This is a genomic window from Thermococcus peptonophilus (assembly GCF_001592435.1).
GTDB lineage: Archaea > Methanobacteriota_B > Thermococci > Thermococcales > Thermococcaceae > Thermococcus > Thermococcus peptonophilus.
This window is the reverse complement of record NZ_CP014750.1, coordinates 1,659,252-1,684,480: the sequence shown is the minus strand read 5'-3', so window position 1 is coordinate 1,684,480 and position 25,229 is coordinate 1,659,252. Positions and strand designations below refer to the sequence as shown.

28 protein-coding genes and 1 tRNA gene are annotated in these 25,229 nt (G+C 52.1%); 13 read left to right on the top strand and 16 right to left on the bottom strand.

Annotation, left to right across the window (positions count from 1 at the left end):
• The first annotated feature begins 49 nt into the window (after window positions 1–49).
• A complete protein-coding gene (locus tag A0127_RS09120) occupies window positions 50–856 on the top strand; it encodes a sugar phosphate isomerase/epimerase family protein (RefSeq protein WP_062390528.1) in 807 nt (268 codons plus the stop codon).
• On the opposite strand, the gene A0127_RS09115 is transcribed toward A0127_RS09120, so the two are convergent.
• The 4 genes from A0127_RS09115 to A0127_RS09100 are packed head-to-tail and all read right to left on the bottom strand — an operon-like array spanning window position 846 to window position 2,743.
• Window positions 846–1,247 carry a ribonuclease III family protein gene (locus A0127_RS09115; RefSeq protein ID WP_197463581.1) on the bottom strand — a complete coding sequence of 134 codons (402 nt, stop codon included), beginning with the start codon at window positions 1,245–1,247 and terminating at the stop codon, window positions 846–848. The two genes, A0127_RS09120 and A0127_RS09115, sit on opposite strands and share 11 nt — an antisense overlap.
• Window positions 1,247–1,531 (bottom strand): DNA-directed RNA polymerase subunit L, encoded by a 285-nt coding sequence (locus A0127_RS09110; RefSeq protein WP_054841538.1) that lies wholly within the window; start codon window positions 1,529–1,531, stop codon window positions 1,247–1,249. Before A0127_RS09110 ends, A0127_RS09115 begins: the two co-directional genes overlap by 1 nt.
• Window positions 1,521–2,150, bottom strand: coding sequence for a DUF2067 family protein (locus A0127_RS09105; RefSeq protein ID WP_062390527.1), 630 nt, complete (start codon window positions 2,148–2,150; stop codon window positions 1,521–1,523). Before A0127_RS09105 ends, A0127_RS09110 begins: the two co-directional genes overlap by 11 nt.
• Complete coding sequence (locus tag A0127_RS09100) at window positions 2,147–2,743, bottom strand: exosome complex RNA-binding protein Csl4 (protein WP_062390525.1); 597 nt, start codon at window positions 2,741–2,743, stop codon at window positions 2,147–2,149. Before A0127_RS09100 ends, A0127_RS09105 begins: the two co-directional genes overlap by 4 nt.
• Before the next feature lie 98 nt (window positions 2,744–2,841).
• Here A0127_RS09100 and A0127_RS09095 point away from each other — a divergent pair, with 98 nt between their 5' ends.
• Window positions 2,842–4,722: a threonine--tRNA ligase gene (locus A0127_RS09095; protein WP_062390524.1), complete on the top strand. Its 1,881-nt coding sequence runs from the start codon at window positions 2,842–2,844 to the stop codon at window positions 4,720–4,722.
• Here A0127_RS09095 and A0127_RS09090 read toward each other — a convergent pair.
• The 4 genes from A0127_RS09090 to A0127_RS09075 form a co-directional block, all read right to left on the bottom strand.
• Window positions 4,681–5,448: a hypothetical protein gene (locus A0127_RS09090; RefSeq protein WP_231855755.1), complete on the bottom strand. Its 768-nt coding sequence runs from the start codon at window positions 5,446–5,448 to the stop codon at window positions 4,681–4,683. The genes A0127_RS09095 and A0127_RS09090 overlap by 42 nt on opposite strands.
• On the bottom strand, window positions 5,448–6,122 hold the full coding sequence (locus A0127_RS09085; RefSeq protein ID WP_062390522.1) for a TBP-interacting protein: 675 nt from the start codon (window positions 6,120–6,122) through the stop codon (window positions 5,448–5,450). Before A0127_RS09085 ends, A0127_RS09090 begins: the two co-directional genes overlap by 1 nt.
• A 62-nt stretch (window positions 6,123–6,184) precedes the next feature.
• On the bottom strand, window positions 6,185–6,979 hold the full coding sequence (gene uppS / locus A0127_RS09080) for a polyprenyl diphosphate synthase (RefSeq protein ID WP_062390916.1): 795 nt from the start codon (window positions 6,977–6,979) through the stop codon (window positions 6,185–6,187).
• 5 nt (window positions 6,980–6,984) lie between these two features.
• Window positions 6,985–7,506, bottom strand: a complete 522-nt coding sequence (locus A0127_RS09075; protein ID WP_062390520.1) for a gamma carbonic anhydrase family protein — start codon at window positions 7,504–7,506, stop codon at window positions 6,985–6,987.
• Window positions 7,507–7,576: 70 nt separating this feature from the next.
• On the opposite strand from A0127_RS09075, the gene hjc reads away from it, so the two are divergent.
• From hjc to A0127_RS09045, 6 genes are all read left to right on the top strand, one after another.
• Window positions 7,577–7,963: a Holliday junction resolvase Hjc gene (hjc, locus tag A0127_RS09070; RefSeq protein ID WP_062390518.1), complete on the top strand. Its 387-nt coding sequence runs from the start codon at window positions 7,577–7,579 to the stop codon at window positions 7,961–7,963.
• Window positions 7,964–9,541, top strand: a complete 1,578-nt coding sequence (locus tag A0127_RS09065; RefSeq protein WP_062390516.1) for a hypothetical protein — start codon at window positions 7,964–7,966, stop codon at window positions 9,539–9,541.
• An 85-nt stretch (window positions 9,542–9,626) separates the two neighbouring features.
• Window positions 9,627–10,667 carry a lysyl aminopeptidase gene (locus tag A0127_RS09060; protein ID WP_062390514.1) on the top strand — a complete coding sequence of 347 codons (1,041 nt, stop codon included), beginning with the start codon at window positions 9,627–9,629 and terminating at the stop codon, window positions 10,665–10,667.
• A 41-nt stretch (window positions 10,668–10,708) separates the two neighbouring features.
• Window positions 10,709–11,269 (top strand): archaemetzincin family Zn-dependent metalloprotease, encoded by a 561-nt coding sequence (locus tag A0127_RS09055; RefSeq protein ID WP_082781434.1) that lies wholly within the window; start codon window positions 10,709–10,711, stop codon window positions 11,267–11,269.
• Window positions 11,266–11,817, top strand: a complete 552-nt coding sequence (cyaB, locus tag A0127_RS09050; protein WP_054841544.1) for a class IV adenylate cyclase — start codon at window positions 11,266–11,268, stop codon at window positions 11,815–11,817. The genes A0127_RS09055 and cyaB overlap by 4 nt, the downstream gene beginning before the upstream one ends.
• A complete protein-coding gene (locus tag A0127_RS09045; RefSeq protein ID WP_062390511.1) occupies window positions 11,804–12,637 on the top strand; it encodes a hypothetical protein in 834 nt (277 codons plus the stop codon). The genes cyaB and A0127_RS09045 overlap by 14 nt, the downstream gene beginning before the upstream one ends.
• Here A0127_RS09045 and A0127_RS09040 read toward each other — a convergent pair.
• Together A0127_RS09040 and A0127_RS09035 are read right to left on the bottom strand one after the other, a co-directional pair.
• The gene (locus A0127_RS09040; protein ID WP_062390509.1) at window positions 12,558–13,397 is read right to left on the bottom strand and encodes an energy-coupling factor ABC transporter ATP-binding protein; all 840 of its coding nucleotides are present in this window, start codon (window positions 13,395–13,397) and stop codon (window positions 12,558–12,560) included. The two genes, A0127_RS09045 and A0127_RS09040, sit on opposite strands and share 80 nt — an antisense overlap.
• Window positions 13,394–14,872, bottom strand: coding sequence for a TrkH family potassium uptake protein (locus tag A0127_RS09035; protein ID WP_062390507.1), 1,479 nt, complete (start codon window positions 14,870–14,872; stop codon window positions 13,394–13,396). The genes A0127_RS09040 and A0127_RS09035 overlap by 4 nt, the downstream gene beginning before the upstream one ends.
• A 91-nt stretch (window positions 14,873–14,963) precedes the next feature.
• On the opposite strand from A0127_RS09035, the gene map reads away from it, so the two are divergent.
• Window positions 14,964–15,851: a type II methionyl aminopeptidase gene (gene map, locus A0127_RS09030; protein ID WP_062390505.1), complete on the top strand. Its 888-nt coding sequence runs from the start codon at window positions 14,964–14,966 to the stop codon at window positions 15,849–15,851.
• Between the two features lie 151 nt (window positions 15,852–16,002).
• Here the strand turns inward: map and A0127_RS09025 are convergent.
• Window positions 16,003–16,089: transfer RNA gene (locus tag A0127_RS09025), tRNA-Ser, on the bottom strand.
• Window positions 16,090–16,240: 151 nt separating this feature from the next.
• On the opposite strand from A0127_RS09025, the gene A0127_RS09020 reads away from it, so the two are divergent.
• Window positions 16,241–17,416, top strand: a complete 1,176-nt coding sequence (locus A0127_RS09020) for a CBS domain-containing protein (protein ID WP_062390503.1) — start codon at window positions 16,241–16,243, stop codon at window positions 17,414–17,416.
• Here A0127_RS09020 and A0127_RS09015 read toward each other — a convergent pair.
• From A0127_RS09015 to A0127_RS09005, 3 genes are read right to left on the bottom strand one after another with little or no spacing between them, the layout of a single operon-like run.
• Window positions 17,391–18,527 carry a DUF835 domain-containing protein gene (locus A0127_RS09015; RefSeq protein ID WP_062390501.1) on the bottom strand — a complete coding sequence of 379 codons (1,137 nt, stop codon included), beginning with the start codon at window positions 18,525–18,527 and terminating at the stop codon, window positions 17,391–17,393. The two genes, A0127_RS09020 and A0127_RS09015, sit on opposite strands and share 26 nt — an antisense overlap.
• A complete protein-coding gene (gene glmU / locus A0127_RS09010) occupies window positions 18,524–19,783 on the bottom strand; it encodes a bifunctional sugar-1-phosphate nucleotidylyltransferase/acetyltransferase (protein WP_062390499.1) in 1,260 nt (419 codons plus the stop codon). Before glmU ends, A0127_RS09015 begins: the two co-directional genes overlap by 4 nt.
• A complete protein-coding gene (locus tag A0127_RS09005; RefSeq protein WP_062390497.1) occupies window positions 19,780–20,553 on the bottom strand; it encodes an undecaprenyl-diphosphate phosphatase in 774 nt (257 codons plus the stop codon). The genes glmU and A0127_RS09005 overlap by 4 nt, the downstream gene beginning before the upstream one ends.
• A gap of 140 nt (window positions 20,554–20,693) precedes the next feature.
• Here A0127_RS09005 and A0127_RS09000 point away from each other — a divergent pair, with 140 nt between their 5' ends.
• Window positions 20,694–20,906: a hypothetical protein gene (locus A0127_RS09000; RefSeq protein WP_054841549.1), complete on the top strand. Its 213-nt coding sequence runs from the start codon at window positions 20,694–20,696 to the stop codon at window positions 20,904–20,906.
• Window positions 20,907–20,986: 80 nt separating this feature from the next.
• Window positions 20,987–22,063, top strand: a complete 1,077-nt coding sequence (locus tag A0127_RS08995) for an NOG1 family protein (RefSeq protein ID WP_062390494.1) — start codon at window positions 20,987–20,989, stop codon at window positions 22,061–22,063.
• Window positions 22,064–22,191: 128 nt separating this feature from the next.
• Here A0127_RS08995 and A0127_RS08990 read toward each other — a convergent pair whose 3' ends face one another.
• Window positions 22,192–22,584, bottom strand: a complete 393-nt coding sequence (locus A0127_RS08990; RefSeq protein ID WP_011250142.1) for a 30S ribosomal protein S8e — start codon at window positions 22,582–22,584, stop codon at window positions 22,192–22,194.
• A 116-nt stretch (window positions 22,585–22,700) separates the two neighbouring features.
• Between A0127_RS08990 and A0127_RS08985 the strand changes: the two genes are divergently transcribed.
• Window positions 22,701–23,582, top strand: coding sequence for a hypothetical protein (locus A0127_RS08985; RefSeq protein WP_062390492.1), 882 nt, complete (start codon window positions 22,701–22,703; stop codon window positions 23,580–23,582).
• On the opposite strand, the gene pyrG is transcribed toward A0127_RS08985, so the two are convergent.
• Entirely contained in the window at window positions 23,579–25,180 is a 1,602-nt protein-coding gene (gene pyrG / locus A0127_RS08980; RefSeq protein WP_062390489.1) for a glutamine hydrolyzing CTP synthase, read from the bottom strand. The two genes, A0127_RS08985 and pyrG, sit on opposite strands and share 4 nt — an antisense overlap.
• Window positions 25,181–25,229 lie beyond the last annotated feature (49 nt).

Below are 25,229 nucleotides of genomic sequence, written 5' to 3'. Positions count from 1 at the left end.
CGGACAAACTTTTATATTCCTCAGGTGACTTCAAAGGTAGGTGATATCCGTGGAGATAGGAGTAACGATCTATCCACATTTCATCACAAAGGACAAGAGCCTCGCATCAATTCTAGCGGAAATCAAAATCAAGGACTACGACTTCGTTTCACTGTTCCCCCACACTCTGGGCCTGATAAAGAACGGTGTTGTGGTTGAGAAGAACCTCCGCAGCCTTGAAACCACTCTCAAGGGTGTGGGGATAAACTATATCCTCAGAATGCCGACCTCAATGAACCTGAGGGACCACGTCTACCACAGCAGGCACTTCAGGGTGGCGAGGGCCGTCGCCGACGTTGCCATAAAGCTCGGTGCAAAGGTCATAGTCATGCAGAGCGGAAAGACAGGAAGGCTGGACCTCGAAATAGAAGCCATCCAGAGCCTCGCCGACATGCTGAAGCCCTTCGACATCAAGATAGCCCTTGAGAACACCTTCAGCGTCAAGGACACGCTCTACGTCGTGGACAACGTGGACAGGGACAACGTCGGCTTCGCCCTTGATGTTGCCCACGCCTTCCTGAGCGCCCAGGGCAACGAGGAGAAGCTCCTCGACGACGTAAAGCTCGGAACGGACAAGACGGTAATCCTCATGGTGCACGACAACTTCGGAAAGCTCTTCCCGCAGGTCGAGCCAGAGGATGCCCTAGCATACGGAGTTGGCGACCTCCACCTCCTCCCGGGAGAGGGCAAGATACCCTTCGGAAAGGTTCTGAAGCTCTTCGGCGACGTGCCGATACTCCTCAAGGTCAAAGACCCCGAGAAGTTCCAGAAAATACCGACGAAGCAGGGCCTTATAGACCTGCTCCTCAGTCTTTGAGTCCAAGCCTCTTTCCTATCTCCTCGTACAGAACGGCAAAGGCCTTTCCTATTGTCTCCTTCTTTCTCGTGAAGTGTGTGACGTCATCATTGAGGTTCTGACTGAGTATCTCAACTGCCTCCTCGATTGTTATCTTCTTCTCCAGCCAGGCGTAGGCAAAGAGGGCCTCGGCTATGTCCCCCTTGCCGTGTTTGTCCGTTCTGGGGGGTATGATGTGCCTAAGCCCAGCCATCTCAAGTGCGATGGCGAGAGATGCGTTTGGAACCCTCTCCCCCGTGGGTCTGCCAAGGTACTCACTTAAGGCAAGAGAAAAGACGAGGTTGATGAGGGAGTCGCCGAGCTTGGCGAGCCCCTTATCGGTGAAGTCCCTCGTGTAGGAGATCAACTCCATCACTCTATGGCTGCTTTCCAGGCCTCAAGGACTTCTCTGGCCCTGTCGAATATCTTCTGCGCCGCCTCTTCGAGGGCCTTCTCGGGGGTTATTTTTCCGTCGGTAACGACCTTAAAGCGCGGCTTCCTGGCCATCGTTATCGGATGCTCGATGGCATATCCAGCAAACGTCACGTGCTCGTTCTCGTGGAGGGTTTCAGTGAGCAGGTTGGCAAAGGTGTGGTCCTCTCCCTCAAGATAGAACTCAAGGAGGTTCCCTTCACGCCTTATGATCTCAATCCTCATCCGCATCACCTTCAAGGGCTTTCAACAACTCTTCCAGCGCCTGCTCCTTGTTCTTCACGAGTTCGTATTTAAACTTATCTTCCTTCCACTCGGCCAGACCCAGCTCAACGAGCCTCTCAAGGACTTCCTCCGGGTCAAGGTCGTAGGCTATTGCAACGGGCAGGGCAACCTCCCTTATCTGCCTGGTCGTCTGAAGGGCTATTTCCGCCAAAGCCTCCCCGAGGCGGGAAGTTACTTCCACAGCTTCCTCCCAGGGCATTGATGTAACAATCTCGTCGTCTCTTAGCTCAACCTTCTCTCCCACGAGTTCAAGGGTTTTAACGATTATCGGAGTCGAAACGCTGGTTCCAGCTTCCCGGAGCAGGTCGTCCACCTTGTAGCGGTAGAGACCCCTTCTGTCGGGATAGAGCTTTGCCCTAACTCTCGTGTGGATTTCCCGTATCTTCTGAATGGCATCTCTAATCTCGTCCTTAGTGCCCTGGACGTTTATCTTGAGCGAGTCCAGCTTACCGTGAACGTAGATGAACGCTGGAAGACGGAGCCTCTGGAGCTCCCTCATGAACTCCTCCTTCTCCCTGTCGTCCCTAACGTGGATTGTTATAACTCTCTTGGCCCTCATAAAGACACCTTCAGCTTTCTATACAGTGATGACAGCTTTCTAGTCTCGACGTTCCCACAGCGCGGGCAGATAAGCTTATCACCGCGCCTTATCAGCGGCGTCCTGCAGCGGGAACAGAGGGCGTAGACGACACCGAGGTCGGATCCATTCGTGCTTAGCTGTATCGGACTCTTCTCGTTGGCTATTACCCTCGCTCTTATCACGTCCCCAATCTTGAATTCCTTTGTAATATCCTCAACGAAGCCTCCCTTCACCTCGGAGATGTGTATCCCGGCCAGCTTTGAAGTTGCTATCTCCCTGTCGTTCTCCCTGCCTTCAATGCCGATGATCTGAACTATTACGGCCTGAGGCTTCACCTCAACGACCCTACCTATAACCACGTCTCCAACCCTGGGAAGCGGCGGGACGTCGGTTACGGGTTCAACGCTTATCTCCATTTTTTCGGGGTCTATCCTTACTTTACCGGCTCTGGTAGCGTAAAGCTCACCGTTCTCCTCTCTGACACCCTCTCCCGGAAGGAACTCCTCTATGACACCAAGGTAATCCCCAGGCAGTACGAGGTCACCGTTCTTCACGGTCTTTTTCTCATCCATCCTCTCACCTCCGAAAAGTTTCCAGCGAGGATTTTTTAAGCCTTCCCTTTGGGAAAACTTTTAGTAATCTGCCGACGATGTCTTGGTGGTGGTTAAGAATGAGAATGCTTCTGATACACTCGGACTACCTCGAGTACGAGGTCAAAGACAAGGCCCTGAAGAACCCCGAACCTATAAGCGACGAGCAGAAGAAGGGAAGGCTCGACGAGGTTCTGGCGGTCTTTATCAGCGTTGAGAAGGTTGATGAGACAAACCCCGACGAAGTTGTCGAGAAGGCCGTTAAGGAGATAGAGGACGTCGCTTCCCAGGTTAAGGCTGAAAGGATATTCGTTTACCCCTTCGCCCACCTCAGCAGTGAGCTTGCCAAGCCCGACGTTGCCCTCGAAGTTCTCCGCAAGATTGAGGAGAAGCTGAAGGAGAGAGGCTTTGAGGTAAAGCGCGCCCCCTTCGGATACTACAAGGCCTTCAAGTTAAGCTGTAAGGGCCACCCGCTGGCTGAGCTCAGCAGGACGATAGTCCCGGAAGAAGCCGTCTCCAAGGAGGAGCGCAACATCGCCCTCGAAAAGGAGGAGAAAGAGCTCAAGAGCTACTGGTACATCCTCACGCCCGAAGGCGAGCTGATTGACGTTGACAAGTTCGATTTTACCAGTCACGAGAACCTGAAGAAGTTCGTGAACTACGAGATAGCCAAGAACAGGGTCGCGGATAGGGAGCCGCCCCACGTCAGGCTCATGCTTGAGCAGGAGCTCGTTGACTACGAGCCGGGAAGCGACGCCGGAAACCTCCGCTACTATCCAAAGGGCAGGCTCATCAAGTCTCTCCTGGAACAGTACGTCACCGAGAAGGTCATCGAGTATGGAGCTATGGAAGTCGAGACACCCATCATGTACGACTTCGAGCACCCAGCGCTTGAGAAGTACCTGAACCGCTTCCCTGCCAGGCAGTACGTAGTCAAGAGCGGCGATAAGAAGTTCTTCCTCAGGTTCGCGGCATGCTTCGGCCAGTTCCTCATAAAGAAGGACGCCACCATAAGCTACCGCAACCTCCCGCTGAGGATGTACGAGCTTACAAGGTACTCCTTCAGGCGCGAGAAGAGCGGTGAGCTTTCTGGCCTTAGAAGGCTCAGGGCTTTCACGATGCCGGATATGCACACGGTAGCGAGGGATCTCCAGCAGGCGATGGACGAGTTCAAGAAGCAGTACAAGCTCAGCATGGAAGTCCTCAAGGGAGTTGGACTTACTCCAGATGACTATGAGGTTGCCATAAGGTTCACGCGCGACTTCTGGGAGCAGAACAGGGACTTCATCGTCGAGCTGGCGAAGATCATCGGAAAGCCCGTCCTCATTGAGATGTGGGACCAGAGGTTCTTCTACTTCATCCTCAAGTTCGAGTTCAACTTCGTTGACAACCTCGACAAGGCGGCCGCTCTCAGCACAGTCCAGATCGACGTGGAAAATGCGGAGCGCTTTGGAATAACCTACTACGATGAGGAGGGCAAGGAGAGAACCCCGCTCATACTGCACTGCTCTCCGAGCGGTGCAATCGAGAGGGTCATGTATGCTATCCTCGAGAAGCAGGCCAAGCTCCAGGCGAAGGGAATAAAGCCGATGTACCCGCTCTGGCTCAGCCCGATACAGGTCAGGGTCATCCCTGTCAGCGACGAGGTAATGGATTATGCGCTCTACGTTGCTGGAAAGCTTGAGGGCGCTAAGATAAGGGTTGACGTTGATGACACAGGCGACAGGCTCAACAAGAAGATCAGGAAGGCGGAGAAGGAGTGGATTCCGTACATCGTCGTCGTTGGAAGGAACGAGAAGGAACAGAACACCGTTACCGTCCGGAGGAGAAGCGATGGAAAGCAGATTGAGATGCAGCTCGAAGACCTGATCAAGGAGATAAAGAGGCAGACAGAGGGATTCCCGTACAAGCCGAGGCCCCTACCGCTGCTCCTCAGCAGGAGGCCGAAGTTCAGGGGTTGAGAGCTTTTCGAGGTGTATCCTCTCTTCTCCTTTTCTGACCTCAAGGGAGTAAACTTTGGGCTCAAAGTCAACGGAAGTTGACTTCAGCGGGTATAGGAGCTCCTTCACGCCCTCCTCTGTAACCCTGGACCTGGCCAGAAGGGCGTAGTCGCTCAGGTTGACCGTCCACGCAACGGATCTCTTGCTGACGACGTCGGAGTTGAGGGCTATGAGGAGAACTGATTCAGGACATTTGACACTTTTCTCGGCTATCGTCTGGTTTAGGAGTTTTATTGTTTTCTCCTCCCCAAACATTATGGAGACCCCATCCAGGGTATATATCAGTCTAAAGAGTTTTGTGTCCTCTCCGAGCTCTTCCCGCAGTTGGGAGTAGATAATGTCTATCTTCGGGTTTATCGTCTCGGGCTCAACCTTATCCAAGTAGAAAACTCCAGGAATGTTAGCATGGACTGGCGAATACCTGGAACCAAAAACGTCAACAACCGCCATTCTTCCCTCATCCAGCTCGGTCTTCAAGTCTAGACCCACACTCCTCCCCCTGTGGATAAGGCTGTTGAAAGAGACGCTGTAGTTCGAGATTACGGGAAAGTACCCTTTCCCGAGGGAATCCCTCAAAAGAAGAAATGGAATCTGCCATGCCGAGGAATAGGTGTCGTATATCACTGCTATTACTGAACCCGACAGCGTTTTCGAATGGAAGAGATCAAGTATTGCCTCAACCATCATCACCCCTCCGGTGATTTTCCTGACAGGACTTCCTTTATGAACTCCCTAGCCTCGCTGCTGAACCTATCCAGCGGCACTTCCTCACCGAACTTGTCGAAGACCCTGCCCTCCCTGAAGTTCAGCTCGAAGACCTCGTAGTGTTCCTCGCTCTTCTCGTGGAGCTTGATGCCGTGTTCCCTGAGGTGGGCCTCAAGGTTCTCGATGTCAACGTACTTTCCGCACTCTTCGCACTTGTAGAACTGCCAGAAGATGTAGTCCTGACCGGCGAGGGCGTTGTTCTTTATGTGGTTCACAAGCGCGGCGCCCAAGTATTCATAAACGTCCTCCTGGACGAGCTTCCCGTTATCTTCAACGACCTTAAAGCCGCTCCAGACTATGTGGTCGTTTATATCAGCGAGAGTGGCCTTGAGGTAGCGGTATGTTAGGACAAAGCTGCCGTTCTTGATGTAGAAAACTCCGTTGTCTGGAATAGCCACGATGTGAATTCCATTGACGTCCTTTCCTGCGAGTGAGTCTGCCTCCTCCCTGTTCTTTGCGACATCTATGACTACTTTAACGTTGCTCTTCTTGTGAATTCCGGTTATCGTGCTCCCCTCTATCTCCCAGTGGTAGTCGTCGAGATAGCGAACCTGCGTGTACACCTTCTTGGTTCCTGGACTCAGCTCAGCGTACATTCTCTCACCACCGGAGAAGGTTTGCTTCGAAGTTAATAAGTTTTAGCAGAAAAATTTAAAAACTACCTTCCAAAGCGCCGCTGTCTCTTCTGGAACTCGCGGATTATCCTGAGGAAGTCTATCTTCCTGAACTCGGGGAAGTACACATCAACGAAGAAGAGCTCGCTGTAGGCAATCTGATAGAGGAGGAAGTTGCTTATTCTCACCTCTCCCCCAGTCCTGATGACGATGTCGGGGTCGGGCATGTTGGGATAGTAAAGGTAGCGTTTTATTGTCTCCTCATCGATGTCCTCCGGCTTAATCTTTCCCTCAAGGGCATCCTTAACTATATCCCTAACGGCATCCGTTATCTCGCTTCTGCCACCGTAGGCGAGGGCTATGTTTAGGGTGTAGTTCGAGTACTTTCTCGTTGCTTTCTCTGCCTCTTCGGCGGCCTTTCTCACGTTTTCGGGAAGCATGTCCTTCCTGCCGAGGACGTTCACCCTGATGCCGTAGCGGTGAACCCTCTCGTCCCGAACGAGCTCCTTAAACTTCTCCTCAAAGAGGTTCATGAGGGCATCCACTTCCGCCTTCGGGCGCTTGAAGTTCTCGGTTGAGAAGGCATAGACAGTGAGCGTCCTTATCCCAAGCTCCCTGCACCACTCGAGAATTTCCTCGAGCTTCTTTGAGCCAAACAGATGGCCGTACCAGGGGGGCTTTTCGAGTTTCCTGGCCCATCTCCTGTTGCCGTCCATTATTATGGCAACGTGCTTTGGGATATTCCCGGATTTAACCTTCTCTAGGAGGTAGCTTTCATAAACGTCATAGACTGGCTTAAAAATAATGTGAGGGATGTGGGAAACCATCCGGTAGAGCATTGTCCTCACTCTATCTTCTCCCTCTTGAGGTGCTTCTCAGCGAGCTCCATGTAGATTTCGGCGTTCTTCTTGGTCCACTCAATTTCCTCCTCGCTGAGCTGCCTGACGACCTTTCCAGGGACGCCGACGACGAGGCTGTAGTCGGGTATCTCCTTGCCCGGCGGGACGAGAGCGCCTGCACCGATTATGACGTGCTTTCCAATCTTCGCACCGTCGAGGATTATCGCGCCCATGCCAATTATCGTGTAGTCGTCAACGGTGGCACCGTGAACGACGGCGTTGTGGCCGATGGTAACGTACTTCCCTATCTTCGTCGGAAGGCCGTGAGAGGTGTGAATGCTGACGTTGTCCTGGACGTTGGAGCAGCAGCCGATGTAAATCTGCTCTATGTCACCGCGGAGAACTGCTGAGGGCCAGACACTCGTTTTCTCCTCAAGAACGACGTCCCCGATTATTGAGGCTGTTTCATCAATAAAAGCGGTCGGGTGTATCTTGGGCTTTTTACCCTCTATCTCGTAAACCGGCATGAGTATCACCGAGTTATCCTCCCGGGGAGAGCTTATAAATGTAACCAGAGAATATCTGTGAGGGTGCGCAATGAGGTACAGACGCGGCGCCAGTGCGGAGAGGGAGCTTGCAAAGCTTCTCGAGAGTAAGGGATTCGCAGTCCTCCGCTCAGCGGGGAGTCACAAAATAGACCTGGTGGCCGGAAATGGGAAGGAGTACCTCTGCATAGAGGTCAAGAGCACGAGAAGCAGAAAACTTTACCTTCCCATCGAGGACGTTGAAAAGCTTGTTGAGTTTGCGGGGCGTTTTGGCGGAAGGCCCGTACTCGCGGTCAAATTCGTGAACGTTGGATGGCGCTTTTATGACCCGGATAAATTGGAGCACGGGGAGAAGAGCTATAAAATCGACCTCGAAATACCCTTCATGACACTCGATGGGCTTTTGGGAAAACAGAGAACCCTTGAGGGGGTGCTGTAGTTGGAGAAAAAGCCTATTTTGGGGCTGTTAATCCTGCTGGTTATCCTGACGGGTGTTAAACCAGTCTCCTCTGAAGAAAATGAAGGGGGAATCTCCCTCTCGATAACCGTTCTTAACAATTACTTCACTGCCCTTCCAGGCGACACCCTTGTGATTCCATTTTCAATAAAGAACACGGGTAACACAACAATAACCAACATAACAGTCTACATAACGGGCCCCACAACAGGATTTCAATACAGCGGAAAGGTCATTCGGATGCCCCTTCTTCCAAACGACACCTACAACGACACCCTAATTCTGAAAGTTCTGAATCCAGAACCTGGACAGTACCTTCTCCGCGTTATAGCGCGGGTTGGAAACCAGTACTTTGAGGCCCCGGTTATAGTCACCGTCAAGGCGCTCATCGACTACGACCTGGCTATAACGGCCCAGGACAGATACATCTACGGTAGGCCAGTGGAAGTCTACCTTACCCTGACTTCAAAGTCAAACACGGTGATATCGGGGAGGGTAGGATACTACATAGTTGGGAACAGGACAATAATTAACCAGACCACAATAACTTATGTAAAGCCCGACTCCCCCTGGGAAAAGAAGCTGGAGTTCAAAATACTGCCGCTCGGAAACTACACTGTGGTGCTCTGGGCGAACATGAGCGGGGTCTACAAGGAAGTTTCAAAGAATTTTGAAGTCTATAGGAGGGCGCTGAACTACTCAATCCGCTTCGAGCACGGTGCAATCAGGGTTTTTGTCTACGACCGTTCCGGAAGGGGAGTTCCAGATATCACTGTCACTGTAAACGGAGTAGAACTAAAAACTGACCCCAACGGTGCAGTAACATACTCCGTGAGCACGCCTGGAGTATATCGGGTCACATTGAACCTTGATGGAAAAATCGTTTCAAAGGAGCTGGTCGTAAAGTCCCTCCACATAGGCAGCATCCAGGAAGGGGAGAAGCTGATAGTTCAGGTCACCGATGGGAAGAACCCGATTCCCAACGTCACTGTAACCGTGGAGGGTCCCAAAGGGAAGGATTTTGGAATAACGAACTCCACTGGCTTTGCACTCTTCAACCTTTCAAAGGTCGGCTATGGGACACTAATTGTGAAGGCTGAAAGCGCATCGTATCTCCCCGCCGAGACTATCATTACCACTGTCAGCCCGCCCACCCCTACAAAAACGTCCACTACGCCCAAAATATCAAACACGACGACAACTATTCCAACCACTACAACCACCCAATATCTCCCACCCAGTTCAGAACCCGCTAAAAAGTCTGGAATTAGTGCAGAAACGGCCTTAATCCTTGTAATATCTGGTATTCTGCTAGCTGCAACCTCTTACTATGCTCTTGCAATGCCCACAGTCCATGAGGAAACCCTTGACAGGTACTACTTCATAAAAGTCCGCGCACCGCGTCTCAGGCCCCTAAAGGACTACAAACTTGAGAGGCCGGTAAAGGCGGTGGAGGTTAGGACCACGAAGGGCAAAGCCACGCTGAATGAGGATGGCATAGTTTGGGAGCTCGACCTCGAACCAGGGGAGGAGGCCTATCTCCAGGCTATTTTGGGCTGAAGTTTCTCCCCATACATTTTTGGGCAGCAAAGCTTATTAAGAAATTCAAAAACATTTAGACGGACATCTAAAGGAGGCGGTTGAGATGGTCGACATAGAGCTGCTCAAGAAGATAGTTGAAGCCCCTGGCGTTTCTGGATTTGAGTTCCTCGGCATAAGGAACGTGGTAATAGAAGCTTTGAAGGACTACGTGGATGAGATAAAGGTTGACAAGCTCGGCAACGTCATAGCCCACAAGAAGGGGAACGGGCCAAAGGTCATGGTCGCAGCTCACATGGACAAGATAGGTCTCATGGTAAACCACATCGACAAGGAGGGCTACCTCCACGTCGTCCCGATAGGAGGAGTTGACCCGAGGACGCTCGTGGCCCAGAGGATAAGGTTCTTCACCGATATGGGCGAGCGCTACGGCGTCGTCGGCCACATCCCACCACACATCCAGAAGCCGGAGGACAGGAAGAAGGCCGCCGACTGGGACACCATAGTGGTCGATGTCGGTGCAGACAGCAAGGAAGAGGCGGAGGAAATGGGCTTCCGCGTTGGAACCGTCGGAGAGTTCGCACCAGCCTTCACCAAGCTCAGCGAGAACAGGATAGCTACTCCCTATCTCGACGACCGCGTCTGTCTCTACGCCATGATCGAAGCTGCCAGGGCACTTGAGAACCACGAGGCGGACATCTACTTCGTTGCCTCAGTCCAGGAGGAAGTCGGCCTGAGGGGGGCTCGCGTCGCTTCCTACACCATAGACCCGGAGATCGGCATAGCGATGGACGTTACCTTCGCCAAGCAGGTTGGCGACAAGGGTAAGATCGTTCCAAAGCTCGGCGGCGGACCAGTTATGGACGAGGTCGGCCCGAACATCCACCCCAAGGTCAGGCGCTTCGCCGATGAGGTCGCCAAGAAGTACGACATCCCGCTCCAGGTCGAAGCTTCTCCGAGGCCGACCGGAACCGATGCCAACATAATGCAGATCAACAGGGAGGGCGTGGCAACGGCAGTCCTCAGCATACCGATAAGGTACATGCACAGCCAGGTCGAGACGGCCGATCTAAGGGACATCGACCTCACGATCAAGTTCGCCAAGCACTTCCTTGAGGAGCTCAAGCCGATGGATCTTACCCCGTGAGCAAAAGGTTTATTTCAACCTTTTCTTAATCTCTTTTGGGTGTGCGCGTGATACTCATAGTCCCCATTGGCTACATCCCCGAATGGCTCATAAAGGATGTGGCTGAATTCGTTGATTCCTACTACTCACAGAGGGGAGTTCCCGTTAAAGCCGGCAGTCCTTTAAGCGAGAGCCTGTTTCTCTCCGCATATCACCCGTTCAGGCGTCAGTTTCTCGGTGGCGCGTTTCTCCCCATGCTTTCCGAGATTGGAAGGAGGGCAGGAGCGCTGGCCGCAGTTGGAATCACAAAAGTTGACCTCTACGAAAGGGGTATGAACTTCGTTTTTGGGGTGGCAAGCGAAAAGCTGAGGAGTGCCGTTGTCTCAATCCACCGGCTGAGGCCTGAGTTCTATGGAAAGCCAAGCAACGACGAGCTCCTCATAGAGAGGACGGTAAAGGAAGTCATGCACGAGCTCGGCCACGTTTTTGGGCTTTCTCACTGTCCAAACGTCCGCTGTGTTATGCACTTCTCAAACTCGGTCTATGATACGGATGTCAAACTACCCTATTACTGTCCAAACTGTGAGCAAAAGCTCTTGCAGAACCTGGAGGTGGTTTTGTGATAGAGGTAGAACTGAAGGGATATGCCAGTGATGAAATCTTCCAGAGGATACGTGAAGAGTTCGAGTTCATAAGAAAGGAGTACCACGAGGATACCTACTATCAGCATCCGTGCAGAGACTTTTCGGAGACCGACGAGGCACTCAGAATCAGAATAAGACGGTTTAACGGCCACTTTGAGGCTTTTATGACGTACAAGGGACCAAAAATTGACGAGCACTCAAAAACACGGAAGGAAATCGAAGTTCCGCTAAGCGATCCTGACAAACACGCCGAGATACTCGAAAGCCTTGGATTCGTGGAGGTTCTCACGGTTTCCAAGATTAGGGAGAAGTACTACGTCGAAAAGGGAATAATAATAGCCCTAGACGATGTTGAAGGACTTGGCAAGTTTATAGAGATAGAAGCGATGACGGAGAGGAATGAAGACGTTCCACAGCTTATAGACAAGTTGAGGGCTATACTAACAGAACTCGGCGTTGAGAGATTCGAACGCAGATCCTATCTGGAACTCCTGCTGGAGAAGGAGGGAGCAAATGGGGAAGCTTGATGAGCTCTTTGGTTCTTTCATGCGCGGGCGGCCCGATACGGAGGTGCTCACAGAGATAGAAGACAGGCTCCTAGTGGATGACATACCCGGTGCAATTGCCCTTCTTGAAGAGCTAAAGAAGGAGCAGAACCTGGTAATAGCAGTACGGCTGATTTTGAGAAAGATAACTCAAATGCTGGAGAAAGGAGATGGCCAATCCTTCAGGGCACTCCCCCTCCTAAAACAGCTTATCCCCCACATCAACGGGATAAAAAACGAGCGCTACCGCGCCCTCCTTCTAGGAGAGATTTCTATCGGGTTTTACCTCACTGGCTCGGAGCTTGAAGGAGATTTTACACTAAAGGCCGCAATAAACCTTGCCCTTCAATATCCTGACATACTGAGGGACATTCTCTTTTCCCTGATCAAGTCGGGCCTCCTAAAGAAAGCAGCCTATGCCATGAAATTTGTAAAAGACCCGGAAAAGCTCGATGTTGTCCTGTCATATCTGGCAGAGGTGTTCTACGAGAGGGGAGACATCGAAAAGGCACTTGCAATAATAAGCCACATAACGAGCAACTTCCACAGGGCGGTTGCGCTGATGCACCTGGCACAGTTCGAGGAAAGCCGTAATAGGGAGAGAGCGCTCCAGCTCATAGAGTCGGCGATAAAAATAGCAGAAAAAATAGAAGACCCAGAAGCCAGATTTGAGCTGATGCTGAAACTTTACGACCTTAAACACGAGATAATGGGGGAGCCGCTCAGCGTTGATGAGTTACTCTCGGCTGAAACTCCTCTGGAGAAAGAAGCGGCGGAAGGCCAAGACGGTGGGAGAGTATAAGGGAGTGTGGCAGTTTAACTCCAAGTCCCAAAAGTTCCTCGACCCTTCTGGCGACTTCCCTGGGCTTACCCTCCAAGAACACCCCCCCGTCCTTGAGCACAACTATTCTGTCGGCATTTCTGAAGAGGAAGCGGGAATCGTGTTCGACGATTATCACCGTTACTCCCTCTCTTCTCAGCCTAAGGATCACGTTTTCAACTTCTTTCTTGCCCCCCGGGTCGAGCTGAGACGTTGGCTCGTCCATAACGATTATCGGCGCCTTCATGGCCAGAACCGATGCTATAGCCAATCGCTGTTTCTCCCCACCGCTGAGGTTTGGTGGAAACTCTTCCCGTTTTCCTTCCAGACCAACTATCTCTAGCGCCCAGCTGACCCTCTCTTCTATCTCTTCCCTTAGAAGGCCCAAGTTTTCGAGGGCGAAGGCCACTTCATCCTCAACCGTCATGTTGAACAGCTGACTTTCGGGGTTCTGTAGCACAAGACCAACAATGGTGGAGAGTTTGGAAACCGGGGTCTCCAGAGTCCTCAATTCCTCCCCCGTTGAGGGATCTCTGACAAGCACTTCCCCCGAAAACTCGCCCCGAATGGAGTGAGGGATTATACCGTTGAACGTTAGAACAAGCGTCGATTTTCCGCTCCCGCTCGGCCCGATTATTCCGACCATCTCTCCCTTTCTAACTGACAGGTTTACTCCATTGAGGGCAGGCTCTTTCGAGCGCGGGTACTGGAAACGCAAGTTTCTAACTTCCAGAACTTTCACCTTCTCAGCCCCCCGGGGAGAAGGAAGAACACGCTTATTATGAACACGAGCGTTGAGAATATCTCAAGCCTGCCTATCCACATGAGGAGTATGTAGACGAACTTAAGGTCAGCCGGCATCGCTGGAGAGGTTATGCCCACGCTGAGGCCGACGTTACCCTGGGCAGAGGCCACTTCAAAGAGCGCATCCGCGAGGTTAGCATGGACCCTCAGCATTGTGTAGAGAACTCCCGCAAGCAAGAACGCGACGTACGTCATCGTAAAGCTCATTACCTCCTGTATGTCCTCCTCACTGAAGACATAGTTCCCGACCTTTCTCTTGATGACGGCGCCCTTCGGGAGTATGGCGCTTTCAATGGTCCACTTAAGGCTCTCGTACATCAGAGTTATCCTTATCAGCTTTATTCCACCCGCGGTGCTTCCGGCACCGCCGCCGATTACCATCAGCACAGCCAGGAGAAACTTCCCAACCTCCGGATACTTGGAGAGGTCGGATATCTGGAATCCGGTACAGCTTATAGCTGAGACCGCATGGAAAACCGCGCCCTGAAGCGCGTTGGCAAGGGAATCCCCAACCTGCACCAGACTGTAGGCGATGAGGGAAACCGCGGGGATGAGGAAGAAGAACATGTACCTGACCTGAATGTCCGCGAAGAACGGTTTAAGGGATCTGTTCTTGAAGACCCTGTAGTGAACGGTAAAATTAACGGCGCCCATTATCATGAGGAATATCGTCACGGCGTTTATAGCCGGACTGTGGAAGAATCCTATGCTCTCGTCGTGGGTGCTCATACCACCAGTCCCGAGGCCGGTCATGGAGTGAGTGAGTGCATCGAAGAGACCCATTCCGTTGATATAGTAGAGGTAAACACCCACAAGCGTCAGGACGAGGTATATTTCAAATATGACCTTGGCCGTGTTCACCAGGTTTGGAAGGATCCTCTCGCTCCTTGCCTCAGCCCTGTAGAGCCTGGCCGCGGCAACACCGGGACGAATGAGGACGGTGAGGGCCACCAACACTATGCCAATACCACCGAGCCACTGCATCCACGCCCTCCAGAACAAAAGCATCTTTGGGTAGCTCTGGAGGTTGCTCATCATCGTAAGACCCGTCCCGGTCCAAGCGCTCATGCACTCAAAATAGGAATCCAGCAGGGGCATGTGAGCGATCTTCATAAATGGGACAACGCTGACGAGTGAAGCGAGGAGCCAGGTAAATGCAGCAGCAACCATCGCCTGTCTGAGGTTTACATCCTCAATCTTGCTGGAGTGCCTGCTGAGCCAGGCCCCGAACAGGATTGAAGCCATTCCGGGCAGGGCAAAATAGGGCACGTATTTTATCTCATCGGGATAGGCCCACACCAGCAGTGCGGGAACAAGGTAAGCCACTCCCACACCCTCAAGTATTGAGCCAGTGAGGTTTCTAACGACGAAGAAGTCATCGGAGACGTTGATGTGCTTCCTGAAGTCCAGCATCCCCTCACCTTCCTGGACTATGGAGGGGGAAATAAAAGGTTTTTCGTAAGGTTTAAGGGCAGCCTAACACTAAGGAAGTTGGTGGTCAAAAGTGGACGAGAGAGAAGCACTCATAAAGGCAGGAGAGATCGCCAGACAGGTCAAAAAAGAGGTAATAGGCCTAATAAAACCCGGTGCAAAGCTCTACGACATAGCGGAGTTCGTGGAGAGAAAGATAGTTGAGCTGGGAGGCGAACCTGCCTTCCCGTGCAACCTCTCAATAAACGAGATTGCCGCACACTACACCCCATACAAAGGAGACGGGACTGTTCTCAAGGAAGGGGACTACCTGAAGCTCGACCTCGGCGTTCACGTTGATGGGTACATCGCGGACACCGCCGTTACCTTCCGCGTCGGTATGGAAGAGGACGAGCTTATGGAAGCGGCAAGGGAGGCGCTTGAAAACGCGATAGCAACGGTTAGGGCGGGAGTAATGATAAGGGACGTCGCCAGAGCCATTGAGGAGACCATCCGGGGGAAGGGCTTCAACCCGATAGTGAACCTGAGCGGCCACAAGATTGAGCGCTACAAGCTCCACGCCGGCGTCAGCGTGCCAAACGTTTACAGGGAAGCCGACACTTACGTCCTTCAGGAGGGAGACGTCTTCGCGATAGAGCCCTTTGCAACAACCGGAGCGGGGCAGGTCATCGAGGTTCCACCCGCGCTTATCTTCATGTACCTCCGCGACAGGCCCGTCAGGATGCTCCAGGCTAGGAGGCTTTTGATGCACATAAAGAAAAACTACAAAACTTTGCCCTTTGCCTACCGCTGGCTCCAGGACTTTTTACCCGAGGGACAACTTAAACTCGCCCTGGCCCAGCTTGAAAAGGTCGGCGCCATCTACGCCTATCCTATCCTCCGGGAAGTCCGGGGCGGGATGGTTGCCCAGTTCGAGCACACCATCATAGTAGAAAAGGACGGTGCTTACATAACCACATAATTCAACTTTTCTGTGTTCAGGTTTTGTTTTTCATGCAGGATTAAACAAACCAAACTGAGGAAAGCCCTGCCTTGTGAAAGTTTACCCGCAGAAGAATAATTGGTGAATTTAGGGATAGAGGAGGAAAGACCCGAAGGGCCAGGCCCTTGAATGGCGCCGGGGCAGGGATTTGAACCCTGGTGGGCAGACGCCCACGGGATCTCGAGTCCCGCGCCTTCCCAGGCTAGGCTACCCCGGCGCGAATGAAATTCGAATGAGAAGATTTATAAAGTTTTAGCCCTCCCCCAAGCGAAAGATTTATTAACTTAATGTTATTTAAATTCTCACGGGACCTAGCAAAGGTTTAAATCATATGCCACCCTAATAATAACTGAAAAGGAGGTGACAGCATGGTCGGAATCCAGGTGCAGGAGGTAATGACAGACAACTTCCAGAAGATCGACATCGATGCCCCGCTTTCTGAGGCCATTGGCATCTTCGAGAAGGAAGACCCCGACCTTATTCTCGTGTTCGATGGGAACCTGTACAAGGGTGTATTGACCCAGGACTTAATCATACGCTCCCACCTTAAGTGGGATCCAACCAAGGCCAAGGTTAGGGACGTTTACAAGCCCGCCCCCGTTATTAAACCCGATGAGGATCTGAGCAAGGCCGCCAAACTCATGATTGAGGTTGATCTCCGCTCGCTCCCGGTTGGGGAGAGCAAAGCCGAGATAATCGGCGTTGTAAACGATATGGCCGTCCTCGAGAGGGTTGCCCAAGAGAAGTTCGGCAAGGGCAAAGTGGAGGAGTACATGACCAAGGACGTCATAACACTCAAGCCGAGCGACACCGTCGCCAAGGCCCTGGCTGTAATGCGCGACCACGCGATTTCAAGGATACCCATAGTCAACGACGAGGGCAAGCTTGAGGGACTGGTTACCCTCCACGACCTCATAATCAGGTTCATCAAGCCACGCTTCAAGGCCCAGGCTGGGGAGGTTGCAGGCGAAAAGATACCACCCTTCAGCATGCCCCTCAGGGACGTCATGATAAGGGGAGTCATAACGATACTGCCCGACGCAACCGTAAGGGAAGCCGTCGCAACTATGAAGGACAGCGACATCGACGGTCTGGTCGTGGTCAACGAGGACAACAAGGTCGTCGGAATCCTCACAGTCAAAGACCTCCTTCTGCCGATATCCAAGATGACGGAGAAGGAGGCCAGGTTCTACCTCCAGCTCGGCGGTGACGCTTCGATACTCAGCGACTTCACAAGGGAGCGCATAATCCAGGATATAAGGCGCTTCGTTGATGGATACGAGGATCTCCTAGGCCAGGAGGGTATAATCTACCTCTACATCCGCCGCTTCCCGGAGAAGCTCAGGGGCGTGCACCTCTATCAGGCCAGGATGAGGGTTGTGACGGACAGGGGAACTTTCGTGGCCACAGGCGAGACATGGGGTGCCATCCAGGCAGTCCATGACGCCCTCAGGGCCATAGAGAGGCAGCTCCTCCAGAAGGCCGAGCTTGAGAAAGATTTAAGGTACGCGAAGCGCTTCATCGAGAAGCTCGGTCTCGCCTGAAGGGCTCAAACTCCCTTTCTATCATCCCTTTCTGTTTTTCATCGAGCGTTTCTTCGCTGATTACAAGTATTATGGAGCCGTTGGCATTTAGTGTTATATCCTTAACGTGAAGGAGGAACTTCATAGTCCGCTCAAAACCGTTCTCAATGATGAGATACTCAACCGAATCAATGTAAACTGTTCTGTATCCTTTCCGGAGGGCATTTGCCACAAGGTCAGTTAGTATGTCCATGTTAGTCGGGCTTACGGCATATATCTGTGGAGTTTCAGAGATAACGCCCTCTTTTGCTCTGGTCACCCAGAAAACTAGCGATTCAGGGTGAATCTTATTCATGGCCTCCATTATGTTTTCCCTGGTGATAATAACAGTACCGGGCTTGGACCACACATCCTCTAGGGCCTGAGCAACTTCTTGCTTGCTTCCAAACCTAAAGGCACCCTTTGTTGGTTCACTCACAGTGCAAACTGAAACTGCTCTTACAGGGTAGAATACGTACTTAACCGCACCGACCGCAGCCATAAACCTAAACAGCGCTCCCAGAAGGAAACCTATGGGTGCAAACCAGTCAACAAATCTTGCCACCGGATACGTGAGGTTGAGGGCACCTAGGAGGATTAGGCCGTATGGAAACAGCCTCTCGATGGACTTTGGCATTGTTGAATCTAGAAGAACGTATCCAAAGTACATAACTGAGAGTCCAAAAAGCAGAGCCGGGAGGGAATAAACAACTGTCGGATTGTTAAATATTCCAACGTCAGTTGCGACCAAGAAGACCCAGACATAGGAGACAATGGAAAACAACGCGGCATAAAGTGCATCTTTGAAGTCCGTCTTTCCGTACTTAACATGACGTGCTCCCCACATAAACAACATAGCCAATATAAAATACGAAACTACTGATGCAACGGAATAAGCTTCTTCATTGAACTTTATACCCAGGGGGTTCATAATATAGCTCTCCATGTCCAAAGCATCTATCAAAAATGCGGCCGACAGCAATACCCATCCTTTTTCCCTGGTCTTTTTGGCCTGGTAAACTGAGGCTACGAGAAGTGTCCACCGTGAGATGAAATTGATAAGAGGAATGATAAAATCATAAAGAGTGCTCATAACTCCCTCACCACTTTTTCCTGCTTTACTACCACTAGAGTTCTAGGAGGCACGTTTTTGTCAACTATCACCCCCGGCCCGATAAGAGAGCCGCTCCCTATTTTCCTGCCGGGGTAGATTGTAACGTTTATGCCCGTCTTGACGTTGTGGCCGATTATCGCGCCGAGCTTGTGCCTACCGCTGTCCTCGAGCTTTCCTTTTATTTCCACCCTGATGTTGGCCCTGTCGTGCCTCAGGTTGGCGGTTATGGTTCCTGCTCCAAGGTTGCAGTTCTCCCCGATGATCGAGTCCCCGACGTAGTTCAGGTGGGGCGCGTTGGAGTTGTCCATTATTATCGAGTTCTTTACCTCGACGGCATTGCCCACGTGGCAGTTGTCGCCGATGCTCGTGTAGGGCCTTATGAAGCAGTTAGGTCCGATGCGTGAGTTCTTCCCAATCTTCACAGGCCCAATTATGTAGGCACCGCTCCTTATGACTGTACCTTCACCCACCTCAACAGGCGGTATGAGAACGGCACCCTCCTCAACGGTGCCCCTAACCTCGTGCTTCAGGTTGGTCTTCAGAAGGTACTCGTTCAGCTCAAGGAGGTTCCAGGGCCTTCCAATGTCGTTCCAGTAGCCGGAATAAGCGGCGTAGGCAACCCTCTTTCCGGCGTCAATCATGAGGTTTATGGTATCCGTAATCTCGTACTCACCCCTTTCGCTCAGAGGAGTGCGCTCAATGAACTCAAAAACGTCCGGTTTGAAAATGTACACTCCGAGGTTCGCATAACCGGGGACTTTTCCGGGCTTTTCGGCAACCCGCTTAACCAAGCTCCCCTCGACCTCGATCTTCCCAAAGTGGCTCAGGTCTTCAAAATGCTTAACGAGAAGGGCTGCATCGGCCTTCTCTCTCCTGAAAACGGCTACGAGCTCCCTAACACCATCTTCCTCAAAGTAGATATCCCCGTTGGCCACTATGAACTCCTCATCCCCAATGTGTTCTCTCGCGCTCTCTATAGCCTTCGCAGTCCCATCGCCGGGAAGCTGTTCAACGTACGTTATAGGCTTGCCGTTGAACTCATCGCTGAGGACTTCGATCAGCTTTTCCTTCTGATACCTGACTATTATCACGAACTCGTCAACGAACGGGTCGAGGTTCTCAAGCACGTACTCTATTATCGGCCTGTTTGCCACTTTTAGAACGACCTTTGGCCTGTCATCAGTCAGCGGCCTCAGTCTTTCCCCTTTACCAGCGGCGAGTATCACACCCTTCATATCAGCACCCCCAGGTTCAGCAACATCCCGATTAAACCAAAGAGCGTTAAAAACTTCTTCGTTCCAAGATGTTGTGCTGTCCTTACCAAAACTTCCATAACCCCAAGGCTAACAAAAAACGCTGTAACAGCACTGATGAAACCCAAGAAAGTATCTCCCTCGTAGGCACCAAGGTAAAGCAGCCTTATTAGGTGGTAAGCAGGGGCAATCAAAAACCCCCATTCAAGCACATTCTCCGCTTCGTGTCCTGGAAGGATAAGGGCCAGTATCGCGAGTCCGGCCCTTGAAACCCCACCAGTTGAGGAGAAACTCTGAAACACTCCCGCGAGCACCGCGTCAAGAAAACTCGGCTTGGAGGGTATCTTGCTCTCTGCACCCTTCAAAATGGTAAGCCTGGGCCAGGTTAGGCCGAAGAAGGTTATGAGCACTGCCAAGATCAAATTGAAAACGTCAAGGACAGTATTGTGGGCCTCTAACAGCTTCGCCAAGGGGAGGCCGAGCATGAGGGTTAAGAGAACCCCGACCACAAAGTACTGGAGCTCCGATGTCTCGACGCCCCGAAGGACCATTAACGGCTCCTTGGATAGCCTTTCCTTATAGCGATAGAGCACGGAGAACATTATGCCAGCATAGGCAGGCACAAGAAAAGCAGTATAGCTAATCATGCCATCTATAAGGTGGCCAAAGCTTCCTTCAGGAGACAGGGGAAGCCACGACGTAAGTGCCACCAGTATTCCCGAAAGCAGTGCGTCTGCTATACCCTGGAACATAGACCATGCACCCGGAAGGACATTCAAGGATATTTAGACGCTCCATGCCTATGAACCTTACGGTTGAAGGGCTTTCCGATACGTTTTTATATTTCCGCACCGGATAGGTTTAGAGAAAGACCCGGATGGGGGTGGAATCCATGGGACTCGGTGCGATAGTTGATGCTCTTAACAGGTACGAAGGAATCTTTGAAAAGCTTGGCATACTGCTCGTCGTGGTGTTCATCCTAATGGTTGTGGCCGGAGTCACCAGCGGACTAACCGCAGGCAAGGTCATGACGGCCATACTGCTTTTCCTCGTGCTACTGATAACGTACTTTGCCTACGAGGTCAGCAAAGATTTGAGTGCGTGAGCCCTTTTCTCTTCTTCAGGCACCTTTTTAAACCCCGTCAAAAACTCTTCTCCCGCGAGAAATAAGTTTGAGGTGGGAGTATGAAGAACCCGTTTGAGAAGATGCCCACAGTCCTTACCGCTGATGAGCTCATCGACAAGGCCTTCAGAAGGGCCGAAAAGGCCGCTTCCGCATTCACCCCCCAGAGAGGAAAAGTTGCCAAAGCCCGGCAGAGGGAAGAGCTTAGGGTCAGGACGGTCTCCAACGTCGTGAGAGACAACCTCAGGAAGATACTCGACAGAACGCCGGGAGTATCAACCCTGCCGAAGTTCTACCAGGAGCTCGTAGATACCCTCGTCGACCGCGACCAGTTCCACCGCTCGCTGGCAAGGGTCAACTGGGCGATAAAGACGATAAGAACCCTCGAACAGAGATACGTGGAGAAGATACGCTACGAGAGGGATCCAATTGAGATAGCCAGGCTCAGGAGGCAGTTCTACGGCAGGGTCGCGGACATACTCAAAGACATCGGCGACGACCTTGAGTACCTCAACAGGGCAAGGGATGTTCTGAAGGATCTCCCAGTAGTTGACCTTGAGCTCCCGACGGTGGTTATAGCCGGCCATCCCAACGTCGGCAAGAGCACCCTTTTGAGGGCGCTGACAAATGCGAAGCCAGAAGTAGCGAGCTATCCGTTTACAACTAAGGGGATAAACGTCGGCCAGTTCGAGGAGCACTACCTCAAATACCAGGTGATAGACACGCCGGGACTACTTGACAGACCTCTAAGCGAAAGGAACGAGGTTGAAAAGCAGGCAATCCTCGCTTTGAAACATCTCGGAGACGTTATCGTCTACATCTTCGACCCGAGTGAGTACTGCGGCTTCCCGATAGAGGAGCAGATGCACCTGTTCGAGGAGATATACTCAGAGTTCGGTGAGTTCCCGTTCATCGTTGTTCTGAACAAGGCCGACATAGCTGACGAGGAGAGTATGAAAACGATCGAGGAGTTCGTTAAATCCAAGGGTCTCGAACCTCTCAGGATATCCGCCCTTACAGGGGAAGGGCTTGACAAGCTTAAGAAGAGGGTCATCGAGATAGTGAAGCCCAAGGCTGAAGAGCTCGCCAGAAAGATCATGGAAAAGGAGCTGAGAAAGTTCAGGGAGGAAGCGTTTTAGCCTCTTTTCACCCAGTTTCTTTAGTTCAATTCTTTTCATGAGAATAACGGGCACCAAAGAGGCCAATACTACAACAGATGCAAACAGAAAACACGAAAGCCTCAGAATACAGAGAGAGGGAAAAGAGTTCAGGCGTTCTCTTCCTTGATAAGGACGGCGTTAACGACTCCGTCCTGGCCCGGCCTGCTGGTGACGATTGCCTTTCCAATCTCCGTCTCGATTATCGCGCCCTTGGTGATGATGTTTCTCCTCGCGTACTGCCTGTTGGCCGGGTTCTCGACGACGTTGAGTATCTTGACCTTCTTGCCCTTTCCGCCCTCGAAGACATTTGCGTAGAGGGCCTCAACGAGGCGGACCTTCCTGTTGCCGCCGTAAGTCCTGATGATCTTCCTCTTCTCCCTGTCCTCGCCGACCTTGGTGTTGGCCGGCTCCCTTCCGAGCTCCCTCTTTCTCTTCTTCCTCGCGAGGATGATCCTACCACCTGAGGGTTTCTTGAGTGATCTTCCCTGCCAGATAGCCATTACACTCACCTCAATTAGCTTATGAACCCAACGCCACTTCGGGTAGTTCGTTTATAAGCTTTTCTGGGTCTTCAAAAGATTTTTAAGTCTTCCCCATTACTCCCATCGGTGGTGGTATGGGCGCATTTGAGGCATTCTCCAGAACGATCACTCTCATCACGCGCGCGAAGAAGCTCTACATCCTGGCCCTCCTTCTGGCCCTGCTATCTGCTCCATTTCAGGCCTCTCTGGCACCAGCAGACTTCAGCGTCCTCGAAAACCAGACATCTACCACCCAGGGAAACGTCATAATGGAGGAGCACGGACTTTCAGAGGAACAGGTCTCGGAGATAATGGGTTCAATGGAGAATCTTGGAAAGCTCTTCGTTATCCTTCTGCTCCTCGGCTCTCTGTTCCAGTACGGAATCGTTAAAGGCGCCCTTTTATATGAAGAAAGAAGCGAGATAAGTCTGAAAGGACTTATCGGAGAGAGTATACTGCACTTCCCCGGTGTACTCCTGATAAACCTCTTCTACGGGTTCATTGGACTGGTTTTCATTCTCGTTTCAATGATACCAATCGGAATTGGCCTCCTAACCCTCCCGGCTGGCGGTATTCTGGTGCTTATAGGAATAGGCCTCATCATACTCACCGCGGCAATGCTGACTACCATGTCGGTGCTCGCAGTTCCGCTGTACGCTGACAGAGAAGACCTCGGAGCCGCGTTTGAAGCCGTTGGAGCCGTCCTAAAAAACCTCCCCTCCAGCGTGGGCTTCGGATTTCTCCTTTGGATCGGCGTTTTGGTGATAGGTCTCATATCGGGTACGGTTTCCCTCGTATCACTGGCGTTCCCTGAGAATATTGCCGGTTATGTGTCAGCCTTTCTGGGTGCGCCCTTTGAGGCGGTTGTGTATGAGCTGTTGTGGATAGGCGGCGTCGAGTTCTACAGGGAGCTTAAGAGAAAAGAGGAGCTGAAAAAATTCGAAGAAGAAATGAAGGAACTCGGAATTGAGCTTTAGCTTCCGTACTTCTTTTTCTTTGCCGCTTCAACGAGGCCCCTGAAGACTGGAGCTGGTCTCATAGGCCTCGACTTGAACTCCGGGTGGAACTGCGTTGCTATGAAGTAGTCGTTGGTGGGAAGCTCGAGTATCTCCATCCTCCTCTCGTCGTCTCCCGCTATGCCGCTGAAGACAAGCCCAGCCTCCTCGAACTTCTCAACGTAGTCCGGATTGACCTCCCAGCGGTGGCGGTGCCTTTCGTAGACTATCTCCCTGCCGTAAAGCCTTCTCGCGAGGGTGTTCGGCTTGATGTGGACTGGATATGCCCCAAGCCTCATCGTGCCGCCAAGTCTGTCGAGATCCCTCTGCTCAGGCATCAGGTCGACAACCGGATAAGGCGTCTGTGGGTCTATCTCGGTGGAGTGAGCACCCTCAAGGCCGAGGACGTTGCGGGCGAACTCAACAACCGTGAGCTGGAAGCCGAAGCAGATGCCAAGGAACGGGATGTTATTTTCTCTCGCGTACCTTATCGCCATCATCTTGCCCTCTGTACCCCTCGCTCCGAAGCCGCCGGGCACGATTATCCCATCAACGCCCTCAAGGAGCTTAACTCCTCTCCTCTCAACCTCTTCAGCCTCAACCCACCTTATCTTTACCTTGACGTCGTTTGCCACGCTGGAGTGCTTTAACGCCTCCTTGATGCTCAGGTAGGAGTCAGCCAGCTTGACGTACTTGCCGACTATAGCTATCTCGACCGTGTCGGTTAGGGACTTGTACCTCTCCACCATCTCGCGCCAGGCTTCCAAGTCCGGCTCTCTCTCGGGGAGGCCGAGCCTCCGGGAGAGGTAAGCTGGCAGGCCCTCCTTTTCGAGCATCAGCGGAACTTCGTAGGTGTCCTCAACATCGTAGGCACTTACAACGGCCTCCTCGGGGACGTTGGTGAAGAGACTTATCTTCCTTCTCGCTGAATCTTCCAGCGGATCCTCAGAGCGGGCCACAATGGCGTCAGGCTGTATTCCGAGAGAGCGGAGCTCCTTGACGCTGTGCTGGGTTGGCTTGGTCTTCTGCTCGCCGACGACCCTCAGCCTGGGGACGTAGGTAACGTGAACGAAGGCGACGTTCTCCCTTCCTTCCTCTATCTGCATCTGTCTAGCTGCCTCAAGGAATGGCATGCTCTCGATGTCACCGACGGTTCCACCTATCTCCACCACAACAACGTCGTAGTCCCTCGCGATTCTCCTTATGCGCTCCTTGATCTCGTTGGTTATGTGCGGTATGACCTGAACGGTCGCTCCGAGGTATTCTCCTTTCCTCTCCTTCTCGATGACGGCCGAATAAACCTTACCGGTGGTTATGTTGTGGTCGAAGCTCAAACTGGTGTCTAAAAAGCGCTCGTAGTTGCCGAGGTCGAGGTCAACCTCCCCACCGTCGTCGAGGACGAAGACCTCACCGTGCTGGTAGGGGTTCATAGTCCCCGCGTCGTAGTTGAGGTAGGGGTCTATCTTGATGTTCGTCGTCCTGAAGCCGCGCGCCTTGAAGAGCATTCCGACAGAAGCGCTGGTGATGCCCTTTCCAAGACCGCTAACAACACCACCCGTGACAAATATGAACTTCGTCATGGCAAAACCTCCACCGGTTATGTCGGTGGTTGATTGGGGAGTGTTTAAA

Coding starts and splice junctions, on each gene's coding strand:
- A0127_RS09115 (WP_197463581.1), bottom strand. CDS start 1,247: ATGGAGTTGATCTCCTACACGAGGGACTTCACCGATAAGGGGCTCGCC.
- A0127_RS09110 (WP_054841538.1), bottom strand. CDS start 1,531: ATGAGGATTGAGATCATAAGGCGTGAAGGGAACCTCCTTGAGTTCTAT.
- A0127_RS09105 (WP_062390527.1), bottom strand. CDS start 2,150: ATGAGGGCCAAGAGAGTTATAACAATCCACGTTAGGGACGACAGGGAG.
- A0127_RS09100 (WP_062390525.1), bottom strand. CDS start 2,743: ATGGATGAGAAAAAGACCGTGAAGAACGGTGACCTCGTACTGCCTGGG.
- A0127_RS09095 (WP_062390524.1), top strand. CDS start 2,842: ATGAGAATGCTTCTGATACACTCGGACTACCTCGAGTACGAGGTCAAA.
- A0127_RS09090 (WP_231855755.1), bottom strand. CDS start 5,448: ATGATGGTTGAGGCAATACTTGATCTCTTCCATTCGAAAACGCTGTCG.
- A0127_RS09085 (WP_062390522.1), bottom strand. CDS start 6,122: ATGTACGCTGAGCTGAGTCCAGGAACCAAGAAGGTGTACACGCAGGTT.
- uppS (WP_062390916.1), bottom strand. CDS start 6,979: ATGCTCTACCGGATGGTTTCCCACATCCCTCACATTATTTTTAAGCCA.
- A0127_RS09075 (WP_062390520.1), bottom strand. CDS start 7,506: ATGCCGGTTTACGAGATAGAGGGTAAAAAGCCCAAGATACACCCGACC.
- hjc (WP_062390518.1), top strand. CDS start 7,577: ATGAGGTACAGACGCGGCGCCAGTGCGGAGAGGGAGCTTGCAAAGCTT.
- A0127_RS09060 (WP_062390514.1), top strand. CDS start 9,627: ATGGTCGACATAGAGCTGCTCAAGAAGATAGTTGAAGCCCCTGGCGTT.
- A0127_RS09045 (WP_062390511.1), top strand. CDS start 11,804: ATGGGGAAGCTTGATGAGCTCTTTGGTTCTTTCATGCGCGGGCGGCCC.
- A0127_RS09035 (WP_062390507.1), bottom strand. CDS start 14,872: ATGCTGGACTTCAGGAAGCACATCAACGTCTCCGATGACTTCTTCGTC.
- A0127_RS09020 (WP_062390503.1), top strand. CDS start 16,241: ATGGTCGGAATCCAGGTGCAGGAGGTAATGACAGACAACTTCCAGAAG.
- A0127_RS09015 (WP_062390501.1), bottom strand. CDS start 18,527: ATGAGCACTCTTTATGATTTTATCATTCCTCTTATCAATTTCATCTCA.
- glmU (WP_062390499.1), bottom strand. CDS start 19,783: ATGAAGGGTGTGATACTCGCCGCTGGTAAAGGGGAAAGACTGAGGCCG.
- A0127_RS09005 (WP_062390497.1), bottom strand. CDS start 20,553: ATGTTCCAGGGTATAGCAGACGCACTGCTTTCGGGAATACTGGTGGCA.
- A0127_RS09000 (WP_054841549.1), top strand. CDS start 20,694: ATGGGACTCGGTGCGATAGTTGATGCTCTTAACAGGTACGAAGGAATC.
- A0127_RS08995 (WP_062390494.1), top strand. CDS start 20,987: ATGAAGAACCCGTTTGAGAAGATGCCCACAGTCCTTACCGCTGATGAG.
- A0127_RS08990 (WP_011250142.1), bottom strand. CDS start 22,584: ATGGCTATCTGGCAGGGAAGATCACTCAAGAAACCCTCAGGTGGTAGG.
- A0127_RS08985 (WP_062390492.1), top strand. CDS start 22,701: ATGGGCGCATTTGAGGCATTCTCCAGAACGATCACTCTCATCACGCGC.
- pyrG (WP_062390489.1), bottom strand. CDS start 25,180: ATGACGAAGTTCATATTTGTCACGGGTGGTGTTGTTAGCGGTCTTGGA.